General features: G+C 58.1%; 24 protein-coding genes and 2 tRNA genes. 23 read left to right on the top strand and 3 right to left on the bottom strand.

Features of this window, described 5'->3' with window-relative positions; translation table 11 throughout:
* Positions 1-91: 91 nt before the first annotated feature.
* Together WBR57_RS28640 and WBR57_RS28635 are read left to right on the top strand one after the other, a co-directional pair.
* A complete protein-coding gene (locus WBR57_RS28640) occupies positions 92-526 on the top strand; it encodes a type II toxin-antitoxin system RatA family toxin (RefSeq protein WP_424088672.1) in 435 nt (144 codons plus the stop codon).
* The gene (locus tag WBR57_RS28635) at positions 519-821 is read left to right on the top strand and encodes an RnfH family protein (protein ID WP_424088670.1); all 303 of its coding nucleotides are present in this window, start codon (positions 519-521) and stop codon (positions 819-821) included. Before WBR57_RS28640 ends, WBR57_RS28635 begins: the two co-directional genes overlap by 8 nt.
* Before the next feature lie 63 nt (positions 822-884).
* On the opposite strand, the gene WBR57_RS28630 is transcribed toward WBR57_RS28635, so the two are convergent.
* Complete coding sequence (locus WBR57_RS28630) at positions 885-1,412, bottom strand: outer membrane protein assembly factor BamE (protein ID WP_424088668.1); 528 nt, start codon at positions 1,410-1,412, stop codon at positions 885-887.
* A gap of 98 nt (positions 1,413-1,510) precedes the next feature.
* Between WBR57_RS28630 and fur the strand changes: the two genes are divergently transcribed.
* Complete coding sequence (fur, locus tag WBR57_RS28625) at positions 1,511-1,915, top strand: ferric iron uptake transcriptional regulator (protein ID WP_003194220.1); 405 nt, start codon at positions 1,511-1,513, stop codon at positions 1,913-1,915.
* 84 nt (positions 1,916-1,999) lie between these two features.
* On the opposite strand, the gene recN is transcribed toward fur, so the two are convergent.
* Positions 2,000-3,673 carry a DNA repair protein RecN gene (recN, locus tag WBR57_RS28620; protein WP_424088666.1) on the bottom strand — a complete coding sequence of 558 codons (1,674 nt, stop codon included), beginning with the start codon at positions 3,671-3,673 and terminating at the stop codon, positions 2,000-2,002.
* Positions 3,674-3,927: 254 nt separating this feature from the next.
* On the opposite strand from recN, the gene grpE reads away from it, so the two are divergent.
* From grpE to WBR57_RS28580, 8 genes are all read left to right on the top strand, one after another.
* Positions 3,928-4,488, top strand: a complete 561-nt coding sequence (gene grpE, locus WBR57_RS28615; RefSeq protein ID WP_424088664.1) for a nucleotide exchange factor GrpE — start codon at positions 3,928-3,930, stop codon at positions 4,486-4,488.
* A 102-nt stretch (positions 4,489-4,590) separates the two neighbouring features.
* On the top strand, positions 4,591-6,507 hold the full coding sequence (gene dnaK / locus WBR57_RS28610; protein ID WP_424088662.1) for a molecular chaperone DnaK: 1,917 nt from the start codon (positions 4,591-4,593) through the stop codon (positions 6,505-6,507).
* 316 nt (positions 6,508-6,823) lie between these two features.
* Positions 6,824-7,948: a molecular chaperone DnaJ gene (gene dnaJ / locus WBR57_RS28605; protein ID WP_424088660.1), complete on the top strand. Its 1,125-nt coding sequence runs from the start codon at positions 6,824-6,826 to the stop codon at positions 7,946-7,948.
* Positions 7,949-7,957: 9 nt separating this feature from the next.
* Positions 7,958-8,764, top strand: a complete 807-nt coding sequence (gene dapB / locus WBR57_RS28600; RefSeq protein WP_424088658.1) for a 4-hydroxy-tetrahydrodipicolinate reductase — start codon at positions 7,958-7,960, stop codon at positions 8,762-8,764.
* A 259-nt stretch (positions 8,765-9,023) separates the two neighbouring features.
* The gene (gene carA, locus WBR57_RS28595) at positions 9,024-10,160 is read left to right on the top strand and encodes a glutamine-hydrolyzing carbamoyl-phosphate synthase small subunit (protein WP_424088656.1); all 1,137 of its coding nucleotides are present in this window, start codon (positions 9,024-9,026) and stop codon (positions 10,158-10,160) included.
* A gap of 105 nt (positions 10,161-10,265) precedes the next feature.
* Positions 10,266-13,487: a carbamoyl-phosphate synthase large subunit gene (gene carB, locus WBR57_RS28590; RefSeq protein ID WP_424088654.1), complete on the top strand. Its 3,222-nt coding sequence runs from the start codon at positions 10,266-10,268 to the stop codon at positions 13,485-13,487.
* Positions 13,484-13,960, top strand: a complete 477-nt coding sequence (greA, locus tag WBR57_RS28585) for a transcription elongation factor GreA (RefSeq protein WP_424088652.1) — start codon at positions 13,484-13,486, stop codon at positions 13,958-13,960. The genes carB and greA overlap by 4 nt, the downstream gene beginning before the upstream one ends.
* A 28-nt stretch (positions 13,961-13,988) precedes the next feature.
* On the top strand, positions 13,989-14,393 hold the full coding sequence (locus WBR57_RS28580) for an MFS transporter (RefSeq protein ID WP_424088650.1): 405 nt from the start codon (positions 13,989-13,991) through the stop codon (positions 14,391-14,393).
* Positions 14,394-14,416: 23 nt separating this feature from the next.
* Here the strand turns inward: WBR57_RS28580 and WBR57_RS28575 are convergent, their stop codons facing one another.
* Complete coding sequence (locus tag WBR57_RS28575; RefSeq protein ID WP_017139256.1) at positions 14,417-14,725, bottom strand: YhbY family RNA-binding protein; 309 nt, start codon at positions 14,723-14,725, stop codon at positions 14,417-14,419.
* Positions 14,726-14,831: 106 nt separating this feature from the next.
* On the opposite strand from WBR57_RS28575, the gene rlmE reads away from it, so the two are divergent.
* The 12 genes from rlmE to rbfA all read left to right on the top strand — a co-directional run bounded on the left by rlmE (position 14,832) and on the right by rbfA (position 26,532).
* Positions 14,832-15,482 carry a 23S rRNA (uridine(2552)-2'-O)-methyltransferase RlmE gene (gene rlmE, locus WBR57_RS28570; protein WP_003235041.1) on the top strand — a complete coding sequence of 217 codons (651 nt, stop codon included), beginning with the start codon at positions 14,832-14,834 and terminating at the stop codon, positions 15,480-15,482.
* A 199-nt stretch (positions 15,483-15,681) separates the two neighbouring features.
* Positions 15,682-17,592 (top strand): ATP-dependent zinc metalloprotease FtsH, encoded by a 1,911-nt coding sequence (gene ftsH / locus WBR57_RS28565; RefSeq protein WP_424088647.1) that lies wholly within the window; start codon positions 15,682-15,684, stop codon positions 17,590-17,592.
* Between the two features lie 8 nt (positions 17,593-17,600).
* Complete coding sequence (gene folP / locus WBR57_RS28560) at positions 17,601-18,452, top strand: dihydropteroate synthase (protein WP_424088646.1); 852 nt, start codon at positions 17,601-17,603, stop codon at positions 18,450-18,452.
* Between the two features lie 16 nt (positions 18,453-18,468).
* A complete protein-coding gene (gene glmM / locus WBR57_RS28555; protein WP_424088644.1) occupies positions 18,469-19,806 on the top strand; it encodes a phosphoglucosamine mutase in 1,338 nt (445 codons plus the stop codon).
* Positions 19,807-19,872: 66 nt separating this feature from the next.
* The gene (gene tpiA, locus WBR57_RS28550) at positions 19,873-20,628 is read left to right on the top strand and encodes a triose-phosphate isomerase (RefSeq protein ID WP_424088642.1); all 756 of its coding nucleotides are present in this window, start codon (positions 19,873-19,875) and stop codon (positions 20,626-20,628) included.
* Positions 20,629-20,632: 4 nt separating this feature from the next.
* On the top strand, positions 20,633-21,016 hold the full coding sequence (secG, locus tag WBR57_RS28545) for a preprotein translocase subunit SecG (protein WP_010206600.1): 384 nt from the start codon (positions 20,633-20,635) through the stop codon (positions 21,014-21,016).
* A 21-nt stretch (positions 21,017-21,037) separates the two neighbouring features.
* Positions 21,038-21,123, top strand: a tRNA-Leu gene (locus WBR57_RS28540).
* 96 nt (positions 21,124-21,219) lie between these two features.
* A tRNA-Met gene (locus WBR57_RS28535) sits at positions 21,220-21,296 on the top strand.
* 140 nt (positions 21,297-21,436) lie between these two features.
* Positions 21,437-21,895, top strand: coding sequence for a ribosome maturation factor RimP (gene rimP / locus WBR57_RS28530; protein ID WP_038843818.1), 459 nt, complete (start codon positions 21,437-21,439; stop codon positions 21,893-21,895).
* A 47-nt stretch (positions 21,896-21,942) separates the two neighbouring features.
* Positions 21,943-23,424, top strand: coding sequence for a transcription termination factor NusA (gene nusA / locus WBR57_RS28525; protein ID WP_078739144.1), 1,482 nt, complete (start codon positions 21,943-21,945; stop codon positions 23,422-23,424).
* 27 nt (positions 23,425-23,451) lie between these two features.
* Positions 23,452-25,977 carry a translation initiation factor IF-2 gene (gene infB / locus WBR57_RS28520; protein WP_424088638.1) on the top strand — a complete coding sequence of 842 codons (2,526 nt, stop codon included), beginning with the start codon at positions 23,452-23,454 and terminating at the stop codon, positions 25,975-25,977.
* A gap of 159 nt (positions 25,978-26,136) precedes the next feature.
* Complete coding sequence (gene rbfA, locus WBR57_RS28515; protein WP_016973761.1) at positions 26,137-26,532, top strand: 30S ribosome-binding factor RbfA; 396 nt, start codon at positions 26,137-26,139, stop codon at positions 26,530-26,532.
* Positions 26,533-26,534: the final 2 nt, after the last annotated feature.

The following is a 26,534-nucleotide window of genomic DNA, read 5'->3' as shown; positions in this document are numbered from 1 at the left end:
GACAATGCGGGCAGTTCTCTGGTTTTTTTCTTTCGCGGATCGGGCTGTTCTTTCGCGATGTTTGCCGCTTAGCTGTGGAAATTACGCACACATGACGACGCATATACAACGTTCGGCACTGCTGCCCTATCCGGCGCAGGCGCTCTATGACCTGGTCAACGACGTGGCGCGTTACCCGGAATTCTTGCCGTGGTGCTCAACGGCCGAGGTGCTGGAAAGCAGTGGCGAGCATATGGTTGCCAGTGTCGGGGTCGCGAAGGGTGGTCTTAGCCAGCACTTTGTAACACGCAATGTGCTGGTGCCCGGGCAATCCATCGAAATGAATCTGCAGGAAGGTCCGTTTACCCAACTGCATGGCGTGTGGGTATTCAAGGCGCTGACCGACAAGGCGTGCAAAATCAGCCTGGATCTATCATTTGATTACGCGGGGCCTATTGTTCGGGCGACGCTGGGACCTCTGTTCAATCAGGCGGCGAATACCCTGGTGGATGCGTTCTGTCAGCGAGCCAAGCAGTTGCATGGTTGATATTGAAGTGGTTTACGCCGCCGAGGACCGGCAGGTCTTGCTGGCAGTAGCGGTGCCGGTGGGCACCAGCTTGCGGGCGGCGGTGCAGTGTTGCGGGATAGCGGCGCAATTTCCGATGCTGGACCTGTTTGATTGCCCTTTGGGAATATTCGGCAAGGTGGTCGCGGACGCTGAGGCACGTGCAGTGCAGGCGGGGGACCGTATTGAAATTTACCGGCCCTTGCTCGCAGATCCCAAAGAGGTGCGCAGGTTGCGCGCAGCCAAGGCGGCCCTGGCGAAGCAGCAGAAGTCATAGGCGTGCCAAACGGCAGGCGATAAAAAACCCGGCATGCCGGGTTTTTTATTGAGCGGCGCATAATTACTGCGGGCTGGTGTCCAGAGGCTGTGGCGTCGGGACTGGCACGGTCTGCACGCCGTCGACGTCCTTCTGGATCTTGTCGAGCAAGGAGCCTGGCTTGGCCGGTACCTCGGACTTCTGTTGTTCGCCTTCCTGCGCAGGCGCAGTCACGTTAGTGCCAGTGTCCTTGCCGAGCAAGGCTTCATCACGGCTCACGCCGGGCATGAAGTCACCTGACAGGCTGACGAGCTGGTCATTGCCATTGAAGATGACACTGACGCGCTCCTGCTGGCGTTCACCGCCACCCGGCTGGAGGCTGTAGAGATAATCCCAGCGATCGGCATGAAAAGTGTCGGTCAGCAGAGGGTTGCCCATGATAAACCGTACTTGCCGTCGGGTCATTCCCGGGCGTAACTGGTCTATCATGTCCTGCGTGACGACATTGCCCTGCTGGATGTCGATTTTGTAAACCCCGGGGAATGAACAACCGGCGAGTGCGAGCAGTCCCACAAAGGTGAAACTGGTTAGCAAGAGCTTGGTGTTTTGCATCGGTGGGCGACTTCCACTATCTTGGCTGGGACAACGTAAACGCCGATCATACCCGTATTAAGAGAAGCTGCGAAGCAGCATCCGCGAGAAAGCTAACCATGGTTGAAAATAGCGAACTACGCAAAGCCGGTCTTAAAGTGACTCTGCCACGAGTCAAGATTCTACAAATGCTCGATTCTGCTGAGCAGCGCCACATGAGTGCCGAGGATGTTTACAAGGCGCTGATGGAGTCTAACGAGGACGTTGGCCTGGCCACGGTTTACCGTGTGCTGACCCAGTTTGAAGCCGCAGGGCTGGTGGTTCGTCATAATTTCGACGGCGGTCATGCAGTGTTCGAATTGGCCGACGGTGGTCATCACGACCACATGGTTGACCTGGATACCAATGAGGTTATCGAGTTCACCAGCCCTGAGATTGAAGCGCTGCAGCATAAGATTGCTGAGGAGCATGGCTTCGATCTGGTTGACCATAATCTGGTTCTTTACATCCGTAAGAAAAAGTAAAAACGACGCAGATTCACTCTGCGAAACGATCGAAGGCGACCCTAGGGTCGCCTTCGTGCTTTCTATAAGGTGAAAATTGTCGGATCAGGCTTTCGTCGCCACGACCATTTTCTTCGCATGGGCCAAGGACTCCTTGGTTAAATCGATACCGCCGAGCATGCGCGCCACTTCTTCCACGCGTTCCGACTTATTCAGTTTGGACACGGCCGTGTGCGTCGCATCACTGCCTCGCACCTTGTGCACAAACAGGTGCTGATGCCCTTGTGCTGCCACTTGTGGCAAGTGAGTGACGGTCAGCACTTGGCCTCTATCTCCCAAGCGGCGTAATAATTGGCCAACAATTTCTGCAGTCGGCCCACCGATGCCCACGTCCACTTCGTCGAACACCAGCGTCGGTACGCGCGAGGTTTGGGCGGTGATGACCTGAATGGCCAGGCTGATGCGTGACAGTTCGCCGCCGGACGCCACTTTTGCCAGCGCTTTGAGCGGTTGCCCAGGGTTGGCGCTGACCAGCAGTTCAACCTGTTCCAGGCCGTGCGGCTGCAGTTCGTTGCTGGCATTGGCGCGCAACTCGATGGTGAAGCGCCCGCCAGGCATGCCCAGGCGCTGAATCTCCAGCTCTACGGCGTTGGCCAGGCTGGTAGCCGCTTGCTGGCGCAGGTCGCTCAGCTCGCGAGCCTTCTCCTGATAATGACGGGCGAACGAGGCGAGTTCATCGCCCAGCCGCTCGATGGATTCGTCATTGGCATTCAGGGTTTCAATTTCATCCAGCAGCTTTTGTTGCATCGTGGCCACTTCAGTCGGCTGGATCCGGTGCTTGCGCGCCAGGGTATAGATGGTGTCCAGGCGTTCTTCTATTTCCTGCAGGCGCGACGGGTCGGCGTCGAAATGGTCCAGAAAGCGGTTCAACTCACCCACGGCTTCCTCTACCTGTATCTGCGCACTGGTCAGCAGGGTGGTGGCTTCGCTCAGCGAACCTGAGGCGTTATTCACGCTGGATAGCCGATGGAGGCTGGCGGTGAGTGCGTTAAGCACATTGCCGGAATCGCTCTCGCTGCATTGCTCTACCACTTGGCGACAAATAGCCAGCAGGGTTTCGGCATTGGTGAGGTTCTTGTGTTCCTGTTCGAGCTGCTCGAGCTCGGTCTCGCCAAGGGCCAGGCTTTCCAGCTCTTCAAGCTGATAGCTGAGCAGTTGGTGGCGAGCGCGTTGCTCGTCGCCGGAATTGGAGAGCCGTTCCAGTTCCTGGCGGGTCTGGCGCCAGCGTTGCGCGGCAAGCTGAACCTGGCGGGCAAGGTCGGTGGCGCCGGCGTATTCATCGAGCAGGCGGCGATGGGTGTCGGTTTTCAGCAGGGATTGGTGTTCATGCTGGCTATGGATGTCGATCAGCAGTTCGCCCAGGGCCTTCAGGTCGCCAAGGGGGCAGGGCGTGCCATTGATATAGCCGCGGGAGCGCCCTTCGGCGGTGATCACTCGGCGCAGGATGCACGGCCCGTCATTATTAAGGTCGCGCTCGGCCAGCCAGGCTTCGGCCTCTGGGATATCCGCAAGGTCAAAAGTCGCCAGGATATCGGCCTTGTCTGCGCCGGGACGTACCACGCCGCTGTCGGCGCGGTCGCCGAGGGTCAGGCCCAGGGCGTCGAGCATGATCGACTTACCGGCGCCGGTTTCGCCTGTGATTACGCTCATCCCGCGATCCAGTTCGAGGTCCAGATGTTCAACGATGGCGTAGTTATGTACGGACAGGTGCACGAGCATGACGGCCGCTCCCAGGCTTTAGGTCTGGTTATTTATACAGTGTTTTGTTCTGGGCTGACAATCCTGGCGCTTAGCTCGATTTGCTTGATTCAAGCGTTTTTTTAGTGCGATAGGGAATGAGCGTGCAGGAATTGATCCGGCGCAGTGGAAAGACTTTTGGTAACGCCTGCGCCCTTGAACCCTGAAATTGTGGCCCCATATACCGGAACAGAAGCGCGAGTTGAGTTCGCGCATGATTTTGAAAGGAGAAATCTATGGCTGACGAACAGACGCAGGATACGCAAACTCCAGACGCCACCCAGGCTGGCTCGGAAGACCTGGGCGCTCGTGTGCTGGTGCTCGAAGAGCAATTGGCTGCCGCGCAGGATCAGTCTTTGCGTGTTGCCGCCGATCTGCAGAACGTCCGCCGCCGTGCCGAGCAGGACGTAGAGAAGGCTCACAAGTTCGCGCTGGAAAAATTCGCTAATGATCTGCTGCCGATTATCGACAGCCTGGAGCGTGGCCTGGAGTTGTCCAACCCGGATGACGAAAACATCCGCCCGATGCGCGAAGGGATCGAACTGACCCTGAAAATGTTTCAGGACACCCTGAAGCGTTATCAGCTGGAAGCCATCGATCCACAAGGCGGCGAACCGTTCAACGCTGAGCATCACCAAGCCATGGCCATGCAGGAAAGCCATGACCTGGAGCCTAACAGCGTATTGAAAGTGTTCCAGAAGGGTTACCAGCTCAACGGGCGCCTGCTGCGTCCGGCAATGGTGGTGGTGAGCAAGGCTCCTGCACCTGTTGCACCTTCTATTGATGAGCAGGCTTGAAATCAGTCGTAACGACCCCATTTATAAGTCAAGCGTTTAAGTGCTACCGCAGTTAGCCACCACTGCTGCGGCAACCAAATTCAAGTTTCGGGAGAGTAAATCATGGGCAAAATTATCGGTATTGACCTGGGGACCACCAACTCCTGCGTCTCCGTGCTGGAAAACGGCGTTGCAAAAGTTATCGAAAACGCCGAGGGCGCGCGTACCACGCCGTCGATCATTGCTTACGCCAACGACGGCGAAATCCTCGTCGGTCAGTCGGCCAAGCGTCAGGCTGTGACCAACCCGCACAACACTCTGTATGCGGTGAAGCGTCTGATCGGTCGTAAGTTCGACGAAGAAGTCGTACAGAAAGACATCAAGATGGTCCCGTACAAAATCGCCAAGGCTGACAACGGTGACGCCTGGGTTGAAGTCAACGGCCAGAAAATGTCGCCGCCGCAGATCTCGGCTGAAATCTTGAAAAAGATGAAGAAAACCGCCGAAGACTACCTCGGTGAAACAGTCACGGAAGCGGTAATCACCGTGCCTGCCTACTTCAACGACAGCCAGCGCCAGGCGACCAAAGACGCCGGCCGCATTGCGGGCCTGGATGTAAAACGTATCATCAACGAACCTACCGCAGCCGCTCTGGCTTACGGTATGGACAAGGCCAAGGGCGACCACACTGTGATCGTTTATGACCTGGGTGGCGGTACTTTCGACGTCTCCGTGATCGAGATCGCTGAAGTTGACGGCGAGCACCAGTTCGAAGTGTTGGCCACCAACGGCGACACCTTCCTGGGTGGTGAAGACTTTGACATTCGTTTGATCGACTACCTCGTTGACGAATTCAAGAAAGAAAGCGGCATGAACCTCAAAGGTGACCCGCTGGCGATGCAGCGCCTGAAAGAAGCCGCTGAGAAAGCCAAGATCGAGCTGTCTTCCGCTCAGTCGACCGACGTGAACCTGCCGTACATCACTGCAGACGCCTCCGGTCCTAAGCACTTGAACGTGAAAATCTCGCGCTCCAAGCTGGAAGCGCTGGTTGAAGACCTGGTTCAACGCACCATCGAGCCTTGCCGCATTGCGCTGAAAGACTCCGGTATCGACGTGGGCTCGATCAACGACGTGATTCTGGTCGGCGGTCAGACCCGTATGCCACTGGTTCAGAAGCTGGTGACAGAGTTTTTCGGTAAAGAAGCACGTAAAGATGTGAACCCGGACGAAGCGGTTGCCATGGGTGCTGCCATCCAGGGCGCGGTATTGGCCGGCGACGTGAAAGACGTGTTGCTGCTGGACGTCAGCCCGCTGACCCTGGGTATCGAAACCATGGGTGGCGTGATGACCGCGCTGATCGAGAAAAACACCACGATTCCTACCAAGAAATCGCAAGTGTTCTCGACGGCCGACGACAACCAGGGCGCTGTGACTATTCACGTGCTGCAAGGTGAGCGTAAGCAGGCTGCTCAGAACAAGTCCCTGGGCAAGTTCGACCTGGCCGAGATTCCACCAGCACCCCGTGGCGTGCCACAAATTGAAGTGACCTTCGACATCGACGCCAACGGCATCCTGCACGTCGGCGCGAAAGACAAGGCTACCGGCAAAGAGCAGAAGATCACCATCAAGGCCAACTCCGGTCTGTCTGATGAAGAAATTCAACAGATGATTCGTGATGCTGAAGCCAACGCTGACGCGGATGCGAAGTTTGCTGAACTGGCGGGCGCTCGTAACCAGGGTGATGCCCTGGTTCACTCGACACGCAAAATGATCTCCGAAGCGGGCGACAAAGTGACCGCTGAAGAGAAGACCGCAATCGAAGCGGCCGTGGTTGCCCTGGAAGCCGCCATTAAAGGCGACGACAAGGCTGCTATCGAAGCCAAGGTTGAGGAGCTGTCGAAAGTCTCCGCGCCGGTTGCACAGAAAATGTATGCCGAACAAGGCCAGCCGGCTGATGGTGCTGCGCAGCACGCAGAGCCTGAAGCCAAGCACGACGACGTTGTCGACGCCGAGTTCGAAGAAGTAAAAGACCAGAAGTAAGTTGGTCGCCCGGTTGACCGCTTTCAAGCGGTGACTGGTAGGATGTCGCCGCGCGGGAGCTTGCTCCCGCGTTGGCGTGTCTGGGGTATGCGAATTTTTACAGCATGCGACAAGCTTCGGATGCTGGCGGTGCGATCGGGAATGCTCCTGCTTTCCGAGCGATAAGTACCGCATTTTTGGCTGGGTCTCGGCTAAAAGCAGTTATGACCAGGATCGTTGAATTGACGTGAGTTGGGTCCGGGCCTGTATTGGGGCTCAACGAGTTTGGCAAGGCTCAGGAGGGTCTGGCTGAACGTCCTTAAGAGTGCAAAGACTTATGGCAAAGCGTGACTATTACGAAGTGTTGGGTGTGGAGCGCGGCTCCAGCGAGGCGGACCTCAAGAAGGCCTACCGTCGCCTGGCGATGAAGCACCACCCGGACCGTAATCCGGATAGCAAAGAATCCGAAGAGCTGTTCAAAGAGGCCAACGAGGCCTACGAATGCCTGTCTGATCCCAACAAGCGTGCAGCCTACGACCAGTATGGCCATGCCGGTGTCGACCCAAGCATGGGCGGTGGCGGTGCAGGGTTTGGCGGTCAGAACTTCTCCGATATTTTCGGCGACGTGTTCAGTGACTTCTTCGGCGGTGGCCGTGGCGGTCAGCGTGGCGGCGCCCAGCGTGGCAGCGACTTGCGCTACACCCTGGAGCTGAACCTGGAAGAAGCCGTGCGCGGCACCAGTGTCAACATTCGTGTACCGACGCTGGTTAACTGCAAGCCTTGCGACGGTTCGGGTGCCAAGAAAGGCTCTTCGCCAATTACTTGCCCGACGTGCGGCGGTATTGGCCAGGTGCGTATGCAGCAGGGCTTTTTCTCGGTGCAGCAAACCTGCCCGCGTTGCCATGGCCAGGGCAAGATCATTTCCGACCCTTGTGACTCCTGCCACGGCGAAGGCCGCGTGGAAGAGTACAAAACCTTGTCGGTGAAAGTGCCGGCGGGCGTGGATACCGGTGATCGTATTCGCCTGTCGGGCGAAGGCGAGGCGGGCGCCCAGGGTGGTCCTACGGGCGACCTGTACGTGGTGATCAATGTGCGTGAGCACTCGATCTTCCAGCGCGACGGCAAGCACCTGTTCTGCGAAGTGCCGATCAGCTTTGTCGATGCAGCCTTGGGTGGCGAGTTGGAGATCCCGACGCTCGACGGTCGGGTCAAGCTGAAGATCCCTGAGGGGACGCAGACCGGCAAGCAGTTCCGTATCCGTGGCAAAGGCGTTGCGCCGGTGCGCGGTGGCGGTGCTGGCGACCTGATGTGCCGTGTGGCGGTGGAAACGCCGGTTAACCTGGGGCGTCGTCAGCGTGAACTGCTTGAAGAGTTCCGCAGCTCGCTGGAAGGCGACAATTCCCACTCGCCGAAAACCACGGGCTTTTTCGACGGTGTGAAGCGCTTCTTCGGCGACCTGTAAGGAATGAGTATGCGACGTATAGCCGTAATGGGCGCTGCCGGGCGCATGGGTAAAACCCTGGTGGAGGCCGTGCAGCAGCGTTCGCCGGCCTCCGGGTTGACGGCGGCAATCGTGCGCCCTGGCAGCACGTTGATTGGTGCTGATGCGGGCGAGCTGGCTTCGCTGGGGCGTATCGGCGTGTCGTTGTCGAGCAGCCTTGAAAAGGTAGCTGACGAGTTCGACGTGCTGATCGACTTCACGTTGCCGGACGTGATGCTGAAAAACCTGGCGTTCTGCCGCAAAGCCGGCAAGGCCATGGTGATCGGCACTACGGGCTTGAGTGCCGAGCAGAAGCAGTTGCTGGTGGAGGCGGGCAAGGATATTTCAATCGTCTTCGCGGCTAACTTCAGCGTGGGCGTGAACCTGTCGCTCAAGTTGCTGGACCTGGCGGCGCGCGTGCTGGGTGATGAAGCGGATATCGAGATCATCGAGACCCATCACCGCCACAAGATCGACGCGCCGTCGGGCACCGCGCTGCGCATGGGCGAGGCTATTGCCGATGCGCTGGGTCGTGATCTGTCGAAAGTGGCGGTCTATGGTCGGGAAGGCCATACCGGCGCACGTGCGCGTGACACCATTGGCTTCGCCACCGTGCGCGGTGGCGATGTGGTCGGTGATCACACTGTGCTGTTCGCCACCGAAGGCGAGCGGCTGGAAATCACGCACAAGGCTTCCAGTCGCATGACATTTGCCAAAGGTGCGGTACGTGCTGCGCTCTGGCTGGATGGTCGTGAGGCGGGCCTTTACGACATGCGCGACGTGCTGGATCTGCACTAATCAGTAGCTAAAACGGGGCCTCAGGATTATCCTGAGGCCCCGTTTTTACCCGCTAGGCGACGTCCTGTCGCATTCTCCTGCCTTCAAGGCTCATTAGCGGTGGACCAAAAAAGCCTTTTTCTGTAAGCTACAGCTTTAGTGTGTCCACTAAAAGCGCGCAGAATAATTCAGTGAAGAAGCGGGGTGACGTGTCCATACGTCACTCCGCTTTTTTACAACCTGCGATCGCCCTTTCAGGCTTTATTTACGGGAGGTCTTCTTGACTAAGCCAGCCATACTCGCCCTTGCTGATGGCAGCATTTTTCGCGGCGAAGCCATTGGAGCCGACGGTCAAACCGTTGGAGAGGTAGTGTTTAACACTGCCATGACCGGCTATCAGGAAATCCTTACCGATCCTTCCTACGCCCAACAGATCGTAACCCTGACCTATCCGCACATCGGCAACACCGGTACTACACCGGAAGACGTCGAGTCTGATCGTGTGTGGTCGGCCGGCCTGGTCATTCGTGACTTGCCACTGGTTGCGAGCAACTGGCGTAACACGATGTCGCTGTCCGATTACCTGAAAGCCAACAATGTTGTGGCGATCGCCGGTATCGATACGCGCCGCCTCACGCGCATCCTGCGTGAAAAAGGCTCGCAGAACGGCTGCATCATGGTCGGTGACAATATTTCCGAAGAGGCGGCGATTGCCGCAGCACAGGGCTTCCCTGGCCTGAAGGGCATGGACCTGGCGAAAGTCGTCAGCGTCAAAGAGCAGTACGAGTGGCGCTCCACGGTCTGGGATTTGAAGACTGACAGCCACGCGACCATCGACGCGGCTGATCTGCCTTACCACGTGGTCGCCTACGACTACGGTGTGAAGTACAACATCCTGCGCATGCTGGTCGAACGCGGTTGCCGCGTGACGGTTGTGCCGGCGCAAACCCCGGCCAGCGACGTTCTGGCTCTGCAGCCGGACGGCGTGTTCCTGTCCAACGGCCCGGGCGACCCTGAGCCTTGCGACTACGCGATCAAGGCGATCAAGGAAGTGTTGGAAACCGAGATTCCGGTGTTCGGTATCTGCCTCGGCCACCAGCTGCTGGCCCTGGCCTCCGGCGCCAAGACCCTGAAAATGGGCCATGGCCACCACGGTGCCAACCACCCAGTGCAAGACCTGGACACTGGCGTTGTGATGATCACCAGCCAGAACCACGGTTTTGCGGTGGATGAAGCGACCTTGCCGGCTAACGTCCGTGCAATTCACAAGTCGCTGTTCGACGGCTCCCTGCAAGGCATCGAGCGCACCGACAAGAGCGCGTTCAGCTTCCAGGGCCACCCTGAAGCCAGCCCGGGCCCGAACGACGTCGCGCCGCTGTTCGACCGTTTCATCAATGAGATGGCCAAGCGACGCTGACTGAGTGGCTTGCGGGCGGCCCCGAACATCGGTGGCCCCCGCAGGCTCTTCAAAGATTGTTCAAGACGGCTTGCCGACTGACCTGCGGATTTGAGTGACAAACCCATGCCAAAACGTACAGACATAAAAAGCATCCTGATTCTCGGCGCTGGCCCGATCGTGATCGGCCAGGCCTGCGAATTCGACTACTCCGGCGCCCAGGCCTGTAAAGCCCTGCGCGAAGAGGGCTACCGCGTCATCCTGGTGAACTCCAACCCAGCCACCATCATGACCGACCCGGACATGGCCGACGCCACCTACATCGAGCCGATCAAGTGGCAGACCGTTGCCAAGATCATCGAGAAAGAGCGTCCGGACGCGCTGCTGCCGACCATGGGTGGCCAGACCGCCCTGAACTGCGCCCTGGACCTGGAGCGCGAAGGCGTTCTGGAGAAGTTCGGCGTAGAGATGATCGGCGCCAACGCCGACACCATCGACAAAGCTGAAGACCGCTCGCGTTTCGACAAGGCCATGAAGTCCATCGGCCTTGACTGCCCGCGTTCCGGCATCGCCCACAGCATGGAAGAGGCCAATGCGGTTCTCGAAAAGCTCGGCTTCCCGTGCATCATCCGTCCGTCCTTCACCATGGGCGGCACCGGTGGCGGTATCGCTTACAACCGTGAAGAGTTCGAAGAAATCTGCGCCCGTGGTCTGGACCTGTCGCCGACCAAAGAGCTGCTGATCGACGAATCCCTGATCGGCTGGAAAGAGTACGAGATGGAGGTTGTCCGCGACAAAAAGGACAACTGCATCATCGTTTGCTCGATCGAAAACTTCGACCCGATGGGTGTGCACACCGGTGACTCGATCACCGTTGCTCCGGCGCAGACCCTGACGGACAAGGAATACCAGATCATGCGTAACGCCTCGTTGGCGGTGCTGCGTGAGATTGGCGTTGAAACCGGCGGCTCCAACGTTCAGTTCGGTATCTGCCCAGACACCGGCCGCATGGTTGTGATCGAAATGAACCCGCGTGTATCGCGTTCTTCGGCGCTGGCATCTAAAGCGACCGGCTTCCCGATTGCGCGTATCGCCGCCAAGCTGGCGATCGGCTACACCCTGGACGAGCTGCAAAACGAAATCACCGGCGGCGCTACGCCGGCGTCCTTCGAGCCGTCGATCGACTACGTCGTGACCAAGCTGCCACGTTTTGCCTTCGAGAAATTCGCCAAGGCTGACGCGCGCCTGACCACCCAGATGAAATCCGTGGGTGAAGTGATGGCCATCGGCCGGACCTTCCAGGAATCCCTGCAGAAAGCCCTGCGCGGCCTCGAGGTAGGTGTTTGCGGTCTGGACGAGAAGCTCGACCTGAGCAACCCGGAAAGCATGAGCATCCTCAAACGCGAGCTGACCGTGCCGGGAGCCGAGCGTATCTGGTACGTGGCCGATGCATTCCGCGCCGGCATGACCGTCGAAGAAATCTTCGGCATGAACATGATCGATCCGTGGTTCCTGGTGCAGATCGAAGATCTGATCAAGGAAGAAGAGAAGGTCAAGACCCTCGGCCTGTCGTCCATCGACCGCGACCTGATGTTCCGCCTCAAGCGCAAGGGCTTCTCCGACCAGCGTCTGGCCAAGCTGCTGGGTGTGACCGAGAAAAACCTGCGCACCCATCGCCACAAGCTGGATATCTTCCCGGTCTACAAGCGCGTTGACACCTGCGCGGCCGAGTTTGCCACCGACACCGCCTATATGTACTCCACCTACGAGGAAGAGTGCGAAGCCGCGCCGTCGGGCCGCGACAAGATCATCATCCTGGGCGGCGGTCCAAACCGTATAGGCCAGGGCATCGAGTTCGACTACTGCTGCGTACACGCCGCCCTCGCCCTGCGCGAAGACGGGTACGAGACCATCATGGTCAACTGCAACCCGGAAACCGTTTCCACCGACTACGACACTTCCGACCGTCTGTACTTCGAGCCGGTAACCCTGGAAGACGTGCTGGAAATCTGCCGCGTCGAGAAGCCAAAAGGTGTGATCGTCCAGTACGGCGGTCAAACCCCGCTGAAACTGGCACGTGCCCTGGAAGCTGCCGGCGTGCCGATCATCGGCACCAGCCCTGACGCCATCGACCGTGCCGAAGACCGTGAACGCTTCCAGCAAATGGTTGAGCGCTTGAACCTGCGTCAGCCGCCAAACGCCACCGTGCGCAGCGAAGACGAAGCCATCCGCGCAGCCAGCAAGATCGGCTACCCGCTGGTGGTGCGTCCGTCCTACGTACTGGGCGGCCGGGCGATGGAAATCGTCTACGAAGAAGAAGAGCTCAAGCGCTACCTGCGTGATGCGGTGAAAGTGTCCAACGACAGCCCGGTGCTGCTCGACCACTTCCTCAACTGCGCCATCGAGATGGACGTGGATGCGGTCTGCGACGGCACCGACGTTGTGATTGGCGCGATCATGCAGCACATCGAACAGGCGGGCGTTCACTCCGGTGACTCCGCTTGCTCGCTGCCGCCGTACTCGCTGCCGGCACACATCCAGGACGAGATGCGCGAACAGGTCAAGAAAATGGCCCTGGAGCTCGGCGTGGTCGGCCTGATGAACGTACAGTTGGCGCTGCAAGGCGAAGACATCTACGTCATCGAAGTCAACCCGCGTGCTTCGCGTACCGTGCCATTTGTTTCCAAGTGCATCGGTGTGTCCCTGGCCATGATCGCTGCTCGCGTGATGGCCGGTAAGACCTTGAAGGAAATCGGCTTCACCAAGGAAATCATTCCGAACTTCTACAGTGTGAAGGAGGCGGTGTTCCCATTCGCCAAGTTCCCTGGCGTGGACCCGATCCTGGGCCCGGAGATGAAGTCCACCGGTGAAGTGATGGGCGTGGGCGATACCTTCGGTGAAGCGTTCGCCAAAGCCCAGATGGGCGCCAGCGAAGTCCTGCCGACCGGCGGTACTGCGTTTATCAGTGTGCGTGATGACGACAAGCCACTGGTTGCAGGTGTGGCCCGTGATCTGATCAACTTGGGCTTTGAAATCGTGGCCACCGCCGGGACCGCCAAGCTGATCGAAGCTGCGGGGCTGAAAGTGCGTCGCGTGAACAAGGTGACGGAAGGCCGTCCGCACGTGGTCGACATGATCAAGAATGACGAAGTCACCTTGATCATCAACACCACCGAAGGTCGCCAGTCGATCGCGGACTCTTACTCCATCCGTCGTAACGCCTTGCAGCACAAGATCTACTGCACCACCACCATTGCTGCTGGCGAAGCCATCTGTGAAGCGCTCAAGTTCGGTCCTGAAAAGACCGTGCGTCGCTTGCAGGATCTACACGCAGGATTGAAGGCATGACTAAGTACCCAATGACCGTCCAGGGCTTCAAGGCCCTGGAAGAGGAGCACGCCCATCTGACCAAGGTCGTACGTCCGAAGCTGAGCCAGGACATCGGTACGGCCCGCGAGCTGGGTGACTTGAAGGAAAACGCCGAATACCACGCTGCTCGTGAGCAACAGGGCATGGTTGAGGCGCGAATCCGTGACATCGAAGGTCGCCTGCAGAACTCGGTGGTCATCGATGTGACGACCATTCCGAAGACCGGCAAAGTGATTTTCGGCACCACGGTGGAAATCGCCAACGTCGAGACTGACGAAAGCGTGGTCTACCACATCGTGGGCGAAGACGAAGCTGACTTTAAACTTGGCAAAATCTCTGTCGGTTCCCCTCTCGCTCGCGCCTTGATTGCCAAGGAAGAGGGTGATGTGGTGGCTGTGAAGACGCCAGGCGGCTTGATCGAGTACGAGATTGTTGAAGTTCGTCACGTCTGAAAGGCGGCGCCCGCTTCGTGCGGGCGCCATGCTTTGGCAGCTCTCCCAGATGCTCTGGGTGGGCGGCCTGTGGCTGTTGCACATTGGCGTGTTGCCGGCGCTGGGCTTGATTGGCCTGGCACCGTTGCTGATCGATGAGATCGATGGATTATTGAGTGCGCTGCTGGTGGGTTTTGCGGCGGCGTGCGTGTTGCTCCAGGTTTTGGTGCTGGTTGAGGCTGAGGGCTGGGGAAGTTTGTGGCGGGATATTCGCGGCCAACTGCTGTTGATGGCGCTGTATGCGTGCGCAATGTTTTGCGTGGTGCATGTGTGGCTGCCGGAAGCGTTGCGCTGGCAGCTATTCAGCTATCTTGTGCTAGGGTTCTCCGGTCTGGTGCTGGTTGTACAGCCTGCACCGGGATGGAGTGGCGGGGCGCGCGAAGCACGCCCGTGACCCTTGCTGTTATTTGAAAGTCATCATTTGAAGCGATGAACGTTCGACAACTGCTTGTTGACGCTGAAATTCTTGCGATACAGCAGCGCCATCTTGCCGATGACCTGAACCAGGTCTGCCTTGCCAACCTTGCACAGTTCTGCAATGGCGGCCAGGCGCGCTTCGCGGTCAAGGATGTTGACCTTGATCTTGATCAGTTCATGATCGCCCAATGCGCGTTCAAGTTCGGCTAACACACCTTCAGTCAAACCGTTGTCTGCCACAATCAGAACTGGTTTCAGATGGTGGCCAATGGATTTGTACTGTTTCTTCTGCTCTTGAGTGAGCGGCATAATCTGACCCCTGCGTCTGATCTTGTAAAAAGCGGCGGCCAGTTTACCCGAGCGAGTCCGGGACCGCCCAGTTAATCACGACCCGTTTTATTTTTCGAGGTGGCCCGTGGCCCGTTCCAAAACTAGCCTTAAGTGGCTGCAAGAGCATTTCAACGACCCTTACGTCAAAAAGGCGCAAAAGGACGGCTACCGTTCACGGGCCAGTTACAAGCTGCTGGAGATCCAGGACAAGGACAAATTGATCCGTCCTGGCATGAGTGTTATTGACCTTGGCGCCGCGCCGGGTGGGTGGTCGCAGGTGACCAGTCGTCTGATTGGTGGTCAAGGTCGCCTGATCGCTTCCGACATCCTGGAAATGGACAGCATCCCCGATGTGACCTTTGTCCACGGTGACTTCACCCAGGACTCGGTGCTCGCCGAGATCCTCGAGGCGGTGGGAAATTCACAGGTAGACCTTGTGATTTCCGACATGGCCCCCAATATGAGTGGATTACCGGCCGTCGATATGCCGCGAGCCATGTTCCTTTGTGAATTGGCGCTGGATTTGGCGGGTCGGGTGTTGCGTCCTGGCGGTGACTTCCTGGTGAAGGTCTTCCAGGGCGAGGGTTTTGACGAGTACCACAAGAACATTCGCAAGTTGTTCGACAAGGTGCAGACGCGCAAGCCTGACTCATCTCGGGACAGGTCCCGGGAGCAGTATCTGTTGTGCCGCGGCTTCCGCGGTGTTGAAGGCGCTGCAAGCGAAGAGCGTTTTTAAGATTTGGAGGAGGGCGATAGGTTTTTTTATATCGCTTTCGTCATGAAGCTTTACGAATATTGTGTAGTCAAAGTTTCACAAAGGGTTACAGACGGCGCCTGCCAGTGTTGTAGGTAATGTAGTAAGTTAGGCCGGTGAATATCATGCGAAGCGCGCGCCAGTAGCGGAGCTTGCTTCAGAGGGTAGTTAATTGAACGATATGGCAAAGAATCTGATCCTGTGGTTGATCATCGCGGCTGTCCTTGTGACGGTGATGAACAACTTCTCCAGCCCTAACGAGCCACAGACCCTCAACTATTCCGACTTCATTCAGCAAGTTAAGGATGGCAAGGTCGAGCGCGTGACAGTTGATGGCGCAGTGATCACTGGCAAGCGCAACGATGGCGATGGCTTCAAGACCATCCGTCCAAACATCCCGGACAATGGCCTGATCGGCGATCTTGTAGACAACAAAGTCGTTGTCGAAGGCAAGCAGCCTGAGCAGCAAAGCATCTGGACTCAGCTACTGGTAGCCAGCTTTCCAATCCTGGTGATTATCGCCGTGTTCATGTTCTTCATGCGCCAGATGCAGGGTGGTGCGGGAGGCAAGGGCGGGCCGATGAGCTTCGGCAAGAGCAAGGCACGCCTGCTTTCCGAGGATCAGGTGAAGACCACCCTGGCTGACGTCGCGGGTTGCGATGAGGCCAAGGAAGAAGTCGGTGAGTTGGTCGAGTTCCTGCGTGATCCGGGCAAGTTCCAGCGCCTGGGTGGCCGCATTCCTCGCGGCGTGCTGATGGTTGGCCCTCCGGGTACCGGTAAAACCTTGCTCGCCAAGGCGATTGCCGGCGAAGCCAAGGTGCCGTTCTTCACCATTTCCGGTTCTGATTTCGTCGAAATGTTCGTCGGCGTGGGTGCCAGCCGTGTTCGCGATATGTTCGAACAGGCCAAGAAGCACGCGCCATGCATTATCTTCATCGATGAGATCGACGCCGTTGGTCGCCATCGTGGTGCCGGTATGGGCGGCGGTCATGACGAGCGTGAACAGACCCTCAACCAGTTGCTGGTCGAGATGGATGGTTTCGAGATGAATGACGGCATCATCGTCATTGCTGCTACCAACCGTCCGGACGTGCTGGACCCTGCGCTGCTGCGGCCAGGCCGTTTCGACCGCCAGGTAGTGGTCGGCTTGCCGGACATTCGTGGTCGTGAACAGATCCTCAAAGTGCACATGCGCAAAGTGCCAATGGGCGACGACGTGGCTCCGGCCGTGATTGCCCGGGGTACTCCAGGCTTCTCCGGTGCCGATTTGGCCAACCTGGTGAACGAGGCTTCGTTGTTCGCAGCCCGCACCGGTAAGCGCATCGTGGAAATGAAAGAGTTCGAACTGGCGAAAGACAAGATCATGATGGGCGCCGAGCGCAAATCCATGGTCATGTCCGAAAAAGAGAAACAGAACACCGCTTATCACGAAGCGGGTCACGCCATTGTTGGTCGTGTTGTGCCTGAGCATGACCCGGTCTACAAGGTGTCGATCATTCCACGTGGCCGAGCGCTGGGTGTGACCATGTTTCTGCCGGAAGAGGATCGCTACAGCCTCTCCAAGCGCGCGCTGATCAGCCAGATCTGTTCGCTGTACGGCGGCCGGATTGCTGAAGAAATGACCCTGGGCTTTGACGGTGTCACCACCGGTGCCTCCAACGACATCATGCGTGCCAGCCAGATTGCACGAAACATGGTGACCAAGTGGGGCTTGTCGGAAAAGCTCGGGCCTTTGATGTATGCCGAGGAAGAAGGTGAAGTATTCCTGGGTCGCGGTGGTGGTGGTCAGGCTGCCAGTTTCTCGGGTGAGACAGCCAAGCTGATCGACTCCGAAGTGCGCAGCATCATTGACCAGTGCTACGGCACGGCCAAGCAGATCCTGACCGACAACCGCGACAAGTTGGACGCGATGGCCGATGCGCTGATGAAGTACGAGACCATCGATGCCGACCAGATCGACGACATCATGGCTGGCCGCACGCCGCGTGAACCTCGCGACTGGGAAGGCGGTTCGGGCACTTCAGGCACTCCGCCAGTGGTACAGAACGAACGCCCTGAAACCCCGATCGGCGGCCCGGCAGCTGACCACTAAGGTTTGAAATGACTTCTGCGTTGTCCTCAACCCGGTTGCCTTGCGGCAATCGGGTTCTTGATTTGGCCCATACGCACGTTATGGGCATTCTCAATGTAACCCCTGATTCCTTTTCCGACGGTGGTCGCTACAGCCAGCTGGATGCCGCATTGCGTCACGCAGAGGCGATGGTGGCGGCTGGGGCGACCTTGATTGATGTCGGCGGTGAGTCGACCCGGCCTGGCGCTCGCGTGGTTTCTCCCTTGGAGGAACTGGAGCGGGTCGCGCCGATTGTCGAGCGCATCGCGCGTGAGCTGGACGTCATCATCTCGGTGGACACGTCTACCCCTGCGGTAATGCGTGAGACTGCGCGCCTGGGGGCCGGCTTGATCAACGATGTGCGTTCACTGCGGCGCGATGGCGCCCTGGACGCGGCGGCGGCGACGGGCCTGCCCGTTTGCCTGATGCATATGCTCGGTGAGCCCGGCAACATGCAGGACAGCCCGCACTATGACGACCTGGTCGGTGAGGTCAGCGGTTTTCTTGCCGAGCGGATCGCTGAGTGCGCCACGGTAGGGATCGCGCCGGAAAAGATTATCCTTGATCCCGGGTTTGGCTTCGCCAAGACCCTGCAACACAATTTGAGTCTGTTCAAGCACCTGGAATCCCTGCACGCCCTTGGTCGGCCCCTGTTGGTCGGTGTTTCGCGCAAGAGCATGATAGGGCTGGCGCTGAATCGTCCTGTGGGTGAGCGACTGTACGGTGGTCTTGCACTGGCGGCGCTCGCGGTGACCAAGGGCGCGCGAATCCTGCGCGTACATGACGTCGCCGAGACCGTGGACGTGGTGCGCATGATTGCCGCAGTAGAATCAGCCGAATAAGAATGATGGAGCACTTATGACTAAAAAATACTTTGGCACCGACGGTATACGTGGCCGGGTCGGTGAGTTTCCGATTACCCCTGACTTCATGCTCAAGCTGGGTTGGGCGGCAGGCATGGCGTTTCGCAGCATGGGGGCTTGCCGCATCCTGGTAGGCAAGGACACGCGAATTTCAGGCTACATGTTTGAGTCCGCACTGGAGGCCGGTTTGTCGGCCGCCGGCGCTGATGTAATGCTGCTGGGCCCAATGCCGACCCCGGCTATCGCTTACCTGACGCGTACCTTTCACGCTGAAGCCGGTATCGTGATCAGCGCCTCGCACAATCCCCATGATGACAACGGCATCAAGTTTTTCTCGGGTCAGGGCACCAAGCTGCCGGACGAGATCGAGCTGATGATCGAAGAGTTGCTGGATGCACCGATGACGGTGGTTGAGTCCAGCAAGTTGGGCAAAGTGTCGCGCATCAATGACGCGTCTGGCCGTTACATCGAATTCTGCAAAAGCAGCGTGCCCAGCAGCACGAATTTTGCCGGGCTGAAAATTGTTGTCGACTGCGCCCATGGCGCGACCTACAAAGTGGCACCCAGCGTATTCAAGGAATTGGGTGCAGACGTCACGGTGTTGTCGGCCCAGCCTAACGGCTTGAACATCAACGATAACTGCGGCTCCACCCATATGGGGCAATTGCAGGCGGCAGTCCTGGCTGAGCACGCTGACCTGGGTATCGCGTTCGATGGCGACGGTGACCGTGTGTTGATGGTGGATCACACCGGAGCGGTGGTCGATGGTGATGACCTGTTGTTCATCATCGCCCGCGACCTGCATGAGCGTAACAAGCTGCAGGGTGGCGTCGTGGGTACTTTGATGAGCAACCTGGGGCTGGAGTTGGCACTTGCGGAGCTGAATATTCCGTTTGTGCGCGCCAATGTCGGCGACCGCTATGTGATCGCCGAGCTACTGGAGCGTAACTGGCAGGTGGGTGGTGAGAACTCGGGGCATGTCGTTTGCTTCCAGCACACCACCACTGGCGATGCGATCATTGCTGCGCTGCAAGTGCTGTTGGCCTTGCGCCGCCGCGAAGAGAGCCTGGCCCAGGCGCGTCAAGCCCTGCGCAAGTGCCCGCAAGTGCTGCTCAATGTGCGTTTTGCTGGCGGCGATAACCCGATCGAGCACCCTGCTGTCAAAGAGGCTTGCGAGCGCGTGACCCAGGCAATGGCGGGGCGTGGGCGGGTATTGCTGCGCAAGTCCGGCACAGAGCCTCTGGTGCGTGTCATGGTCGAAGGTGAGGATGAAACACAGGTTCGCGGCCATGCCGAAGACCTGGCAAAACTGGTAACTGAAATTTGCGCCTGAATTCGGCTTGCCAGTGATGGTGTGGTTGGGTAACATCTGCGCCCACTTTGACCGACGAGGTACAGCATGCGTCGCACTATGGTAGCTGGTAACTGGAAGATGCACGGTACCCGCGCCAGTGTCGCTGAGCTGATCAATGGCCTTCGTCACTTGGCCTTGCCTAGCGGTGTTGATGTTGCGGTTTTCCCGCCTTGCTTGCATATCAACCAAGTGGTTGATGGCTTGAAAGGCAAGTCGATTCAGGTCGGCGCGCAGAACTCTGCGGTGGAGCCCATGCAAGGTGCGTTGACCGGTGAGATTTCGCCGAGTCAGCTGGTTGATGCGGGTTGTTCCTATGTGCTTGTCGGGCACTCCGAGCGCCGTCAGATGATGGGCGAGCGTGATGGGACACTCAATCGCAAGTTCGCAGCGGCACAGGCTTGTGGCCTGATTCCAGTGTTGTGCATAGGGGAGACCCTAGAGCAGCGTGAATCGGGCAAGACTCTTGAAGTTGTCTCACGTCAGCTGGGCAGCATCATCGAGGAGCTGGGTGTTGGTGCATTTGCAAAGGCAGTCATTGCTTACGAGCCGGTCTGGGCCATTGGCACCGGGCTGACTGCTACACCGCAACAGGCGCAGGATGTGCAGGCAGCCATCCGCGCGCAGTTGGCGGCAGAGAATTCTGAAGTCGCACAAGGTGTGCGTCTTCTATACGGCGGCAGCGTGAAGGCGGCCAATGCGGTCGAACTGTTCGGCATGCCGGATATCGATGGGGGGCTCATTGGTGGAGCTTCCCTGAATGCAGATGAGTTCGGTGCGATCTGTCGCGCCGCGGGAAACTGAAAAAATGCTGGAAACAGTCGTAGTCGTTTTTCATCTGTTGGCTGCCCTGGGCGTAGTTGCCCTGGTTTTGTTGCAACAGGGTAAAGGTGCGGATGCTGGTGCGTCTTTCGGTGCAGGTGCTTCAAATACTGTGTTCGGAAGCCAAGGTTCCTCTACCTTTCTTAGTAAGTTTACTGCTATACTTGCCGCCGGTTTCTTCATAACCAGCTTGGGGTTAGGTTACTTTGCTAAAGAGAAAGCTCATGTGCTGACTCAAGTAGGTCTCCCAAACCCAGCAGTGTTGGAAGTACCCAAAGCAAAACCGGCTTCTGATGATGTCCCGGTGCTTCAAGAGCAAAAGTCGGCTACTCCAGCGACTGACGTACCTCCAGCTCAAGAGCAGAAGTAAGAAGGTTGTAAACGCTGTATTGCCGAGGTGGTGGAATTGGTAGACACGCAACCTTGAGGTGGTTGTGCCCATAGGGTGTAGGGGTTCGAGTCCCCTTCTCGGTACCAATTATCAGGAGAGCCCGCTGTTGCGGGCTTTCTTGTAGGTGGAAGGTTACATTGACCCTGTAAGGGATCGGTCGTATACTTCCGCCCCAGCTTTGTCGCGGGGTGGAGCAGTCTGGTAGCTCGTCGGGCTCATAACCCGAAGGTCGTCGGTTCAAATCCGGCCCCCGCAACCAGTTTTAGCGGAGCCCCTTTTAAGGGGCTTTTTGTTAGCTGGACACTTTCAACGCCGCTGTTCGACGGCGTTTCAAGGATGGGCGTTTCGCCCATTTTTTTATTTTGCACAGCATGCACATACATGCACGAGGGGGTTCAGGTGTCGAGCAAGCTAGAAGAGTTGCAGGCCTTGTTGGCCCCGGTGGTCGTGGCCCTAGGCTATGAATGCTGGGGTATTGAGTTTTCGGCTCAAGGTCGCCACTCAATGTTGCGCGTTTATATCGATAAAGAGGGCGGCGTGCTGGTGGACGATTGTGCCATTGTCAGCCGTCAGATCAGCGGTGTACTGGATGTTGAAGATCCTATCTCCGTTGAATACACCCTCGAAGTTTCCTCGCCAGGCATGGAACGCCCGCTGTTCACTATTGAGCAGTTTGCAAAATTTGCCGGTGAACAAGTGAAGATCAAGCTGCGATCCCCATTCGAAGGGCGACGCAACTTTCAGGGCCTTCTGCGCGGTGTAGAAGAACAGGATGTCGTGGTGCAGGTAGAAGACCATGAATTCCTGTTGCCGATCGATATGATCGACAAGGCCAACATTATTCCCAGTTTTGACTGAGACGCGGATCCCGCGGATCCAATGGCTTGCGAAAGGCGAGGCGTACGATGAGCAAAGAAGTACTGCTGGTTGTTGAGTCGGTATCCAATGAAAAGGGCGTACCGGCAAACGTGATTTTTGAAGCGCTGGAGCTGGCTCTGGCCACTGCTACCAAAAAGCGTTTTGAAGACGAAGTTGATCTGCGTGTGGAAATCAACCGCCACACCGGTGCCTATGAGACTTTCCGTCGTTGGACGGTCGTCGAAGAAGCCGATCTTGATGATCCGGCCATCGAAACCTGGCCGAGCAAGGTTGCCGAGACGCACCCTGGCGCCAATGTCGGTGATGTCGTCGAAGAAAAGATCGAATCGATCGAGTTCGGCCGTATCGCTGCACAGACTGCTAAACAGGTCATCGTGCAGAAGGTTCGCGAAGCCGAGCGCGCTCAAGTCGTTGACGCCTATCGCGAGCGCCTGGGTGAAATCATCTCCGGCACCGTTAAAAAAGTTACCCGCGACAACGTGATCGTCGACCTGGGCAACAACGCCGAAGCGTTGCTGGCCCGTGAAGACATCATTTCTCGCGAAACCTTCCGTGTCGGCGTGCGTCTGCGTGCGCTGCTCAAGGAAATCCGCACCGAGAATCGCGGCCCTCAGCTGATCCTGTCGCGTACCGCGCCGGAAATGCTGATCGAGCTGTTCCGCATTGAAGTGCCGGAAATTGCCGAAGGCCTGATCGAAGTCATGGCTGCATCCCGCGACCCGGGTTCGCGCGCCAAGATCGCGGTCCGCTCCAAGGACAAACGCATCGACCCGCAGGGCGCTTGCATTGGTATGCGCGGTTCGCGCGTCCAGGCAGTGTCGGGTGAGTTGGGCGGTGAGCGTGTCGATATCGTGCTGTGGGACGATAACCCGGCGCAGTTTGTGATCAACGCCATGTCGCCGGCTGAAGTGGCGGCAATTATCGTTGACGAAGATGCCCATGCAATGGACATCGCCGTTGGCGCAGACAATCTGGCTCAGGCCATTGGTCGTGGTGGTCAGAACGTGCGTCTGGCCAGCCAACTGACCGGTTGGACCCTGAACGTGATGACCGAATCGGACATCCAGGCTAAGCAGCAAGCTGAAACCGGTGACATCCTGCGCAACTTCATCGACGAGCTGGAAGTCGACGAAGACCTGGCCCAGGTGCTGGTAGATGAAGGCTTCACCAGCCTGGAAGAGATTGCCTACGTACCGTTGGAAGAAATGCTCAACATCGACGGCTTTGACGAAGACACCGTCAACGAGCTTCGCGCTCGGGCCAAGGATCGTTTGTTGACTAAAGCCATCGCTACTGAGGAAAAGCTGGCAGACGCCCATCCGGCCGAAGACCTGCTCTCGCTTGAGGGTATGGACAAGGATTTGGCGATGGAACTGGCGGTGCGCGGCGTAATTACCCGCGAAGACCTGGCCGAGCAGTCTATTGACGATCTGCTCGACATCGACGGCATTGACGATGATCGTGCCGGCAAGTTGATCATGGCCGCCCGAGCCCATTGGTTCGAGTAATTAGGCGCGGCCTGAGGAGAGAAGTGCATGACGCAAGTCACGGTGAAACAACTGGCCGATGAGGTCAAAACACCGGTAGAGCGCCTGTTGCAGCAGATGCGTGAGGCAGGTCTGCCGCACACCGCCGCCGATGAAGGTGTGAGCGATAGTGAGAAGCAGTCTTTGCTGACTCACTTGAAGAGCAGCCACAAGGCGAAAGTGGAAGAACCGCGCAAGATTACATTGCAGCGCAAAACCACCAGCACCCTGCGTGTTGCTGGTAGCAAGAGCATCAGCGTTGAAGTACGCAAGAAGAAAGTCTTCGTACAGCGCAGCCCGGAAGAAATCGAAGCCGAGCGCAAACGCGATCTGGAAGAACGTCGCGCAGTAGAAAATGCTGCTCGTCAGAAGGCTGAAGAAGAAGCCAAGCGTCGCGCCGAAGAAGAAGCGCGTCGCCAGCCTGCTGCTGCGCAACCTGCTTCCACCGAAGCGGTCGCCGCGCCTAGCGCGCCTGTTGAAGCTGTGCGTGAGGCCGCTCCGGTTGCCGCTGCGCCAGCACCTGCAGCTGACGCTCGCAAGCGCGACGAGCCTCGTCGCCCGGACAAGCCACGTGCCGACGATAACAATCGTCGCGGTGGTGGTGCTGATGGCGAGCGCAAAAACGCTCCGCATCGTGCCTCGGTCAAAGAGAAAGCGCCTGCTCCACGCGTTGCCCCACGTACTACCGACGAAGAAAGCGATGGCTTCCGTCGCGGTGGTCGCGGCAAGGCCAAGCTGAAAAAGCGCAACGCCCACGGTTTCCAGAGCCCAACCGGCCCTGTCGTGCGTGATGTGCAGATCGGCGAGACCATCACTGTTGGCGATCTCGCCAATCAGATGTCGGTCAAGGCTGCTGAAATCATCAAGTTCATGTTCAAACTGGGTACTCCAGCGACCATCAACCAGGTGCTTGATCAGGAAACTGCTCAGCTGGTAGCCGAAGAACTGGGCCACAAAGTGACCCTGGTCAGCGACACTGCCCTGGAAGATTCCCTGGCCGAGTCCCTGAAGTTTGAAGGTGAGTCGTTCTCCCGTGCGCCAGTTGTGACCGTAATGGGCCACGTTGACCACGGTAAGACCTCGCTGCTCGACTACATCCGTCGTGCCAAGGTAGCTGCTGGCGAAGCCGGCGGTATCACCCAGCACATCGGTGCATACCACGTTGAAACCGAACGCGGCATGGTCACCTTCCTCGACACCCCTGGTCACGCCGCGTTTACCGCAATGCGTGCCCGTGGTGCCAAGGCGACTGACATCGTGATCCTGGTCGTTGCAGCGGACGACGGCGTAATGCCGCAGACCATTGAAGCTGTCCAGCACGCCAAGGCCGCTGGTGTTCCACTGGTTGTTGCAGTGAACAAAATCGACAAGCCGGGCGCTGATCTCGATCGCATCCGTAGTGAACTGTCGGTTCATGGCGTGACTTCCGAAGAGTGGGGCGGTGATACGCCGTTCGTTTCGGTCTCGGCGAAAGTCGGTACTGGCGTTGACGAACTGCTCGAAGCGGTCCTGCTGCAAGCCGAAGTCCTCGAACTGAAAGCGACTCCATCGGCCCCAGGTCGTGGTGTTGTGGTTGAATCGCGTCTCGACAAAGGTCGTGGCCCGGTTGCAACCGTTCTGGTTCAAGACGGTACCCTTCGCCAAGGCGACATGGTGCTGGTCGGTTCGAACTACGGCCGTGTACGTGCCATGCTCGACGAGAACGGCAAGCCTATCAAGGAAGCCGGTCCTTCCATCCCTGTCGAGATCCTCGGCCTGGACGGTACCCCGGATGCTGGCGACGAGATGAGTGTTGTTGCCGACGAGAAGAAAGCCCGTGAAGTGGCTCTGTTCCGTCAAGGCAAGTTCCGCGAAGTCAAACTGGCCCGTGCTCACGCCGGCAAGCTGGAAAACATCTTCGAAAACATGGGCCAGGCAGAGAAGAAGACGCTTAACATCGTCCTCAAATCTGACGTCCGTGGTTCGCTCGAAGCGTTGAACGGCGCCTTGAACGGCCTGGGTAACGACGAAGTGCAAGTGCGCGTTGTCGGTGGCGGTGTCGGTGGTATCACCGAATCCGACGCCAACCTGGCACTGGCTTCCAACGCTGTACTGTTCGGCTTCAACGTGCGTGCCGATGCTGGCGCTCGCAAGATTGTCGAGCAGGAAGGCCTGGACATGCGTTACTACAACGTCATCTACGACATCATCGAAGACGTCAAGAAAGCCCTTACCGGTATGCTTGGCAGCGACGTTCGGGAGAACATCCTGGGTGTTGCCGAGGTGCGTGACGTGTTCCGCTCGCCGAAATTCGGCGCGATCGCCGGTTGCATGGTTATTGAAGGTGTTGTGCACCGTAACCGTCCAATCCGTGTACTGCGTGAAGACATCGTTATCTTCGAAGGCGAGCTGGAATCCCTGCGCCGCTTCAAGGATGACGCTTCCGAAGTGCGTGCCGGCATGGAATGCGGTATCGGCGTCAAGAGCTACAACGACGTCAAGGCTGGCGACAAGATCGAAGTCTACGAGAAGGTCCAGGTTGCTCGCAGCCTCTAACTCGCGTACTTCCGGAGCCACGCGGCGTGTGGGCATGCAAATGCCTCGCGCAGCGTACGGACTCTAAACGCAACGCCCGGTCTGGCTTTTGTCAGGCCGGGCGTTTGCCGCTTTCAGACCCCACGGGTTTCACCGTGAGGCAGTAACAGGTAACAAGACATGGCAAAAGAATACAGCCGTACCCAGCGTATCGGCGATCAGATGCAGCGCGAGCTGGCCCAACTGATCCGTCGCGAAGTCAAAGACCCCCGCGTTGGCCTGGTCACCATCACCGCCGTCGAAGTCAGCCGTGACGTGGGTCACGCCAAGATCTTCATCACCGTGATGGGGCAGGACAGCAGCGAAGAAATCGCGCAAAGCATCAAGGTGCTCAATTCGGCAGCAGGTTTCCTGCGCATGCAGTTGGCCCGCGAAATGAAGCTGCGCAGCGTTCCCCAGTTGCACTTCCACTACGACGAAAGCGTCGTGCGTGGTGCGCACCTGTCGGCACTGATCGAGCGCGCCGTGGCTGAAGACAGCCAGCACCCGTCCACACCTGAAGACGCCAAGGAGTAAGC

Origin of the sequence: Pseudomonas sp. (genome assembly GCF_049590575.1) — a bacterium.
Classification (GTDB): domain Bacteria; phylum Pseudomonadota; class Gammaproteobacteria; order Pseudomonadales; family Pseudomonadaceae; genus Aquipseudomonas.
The sequence above is the reverse complement of the archived record's forward strand: the minus strand, read 5'-3'. Positions and strand labels throughout refer to the sequence as shown.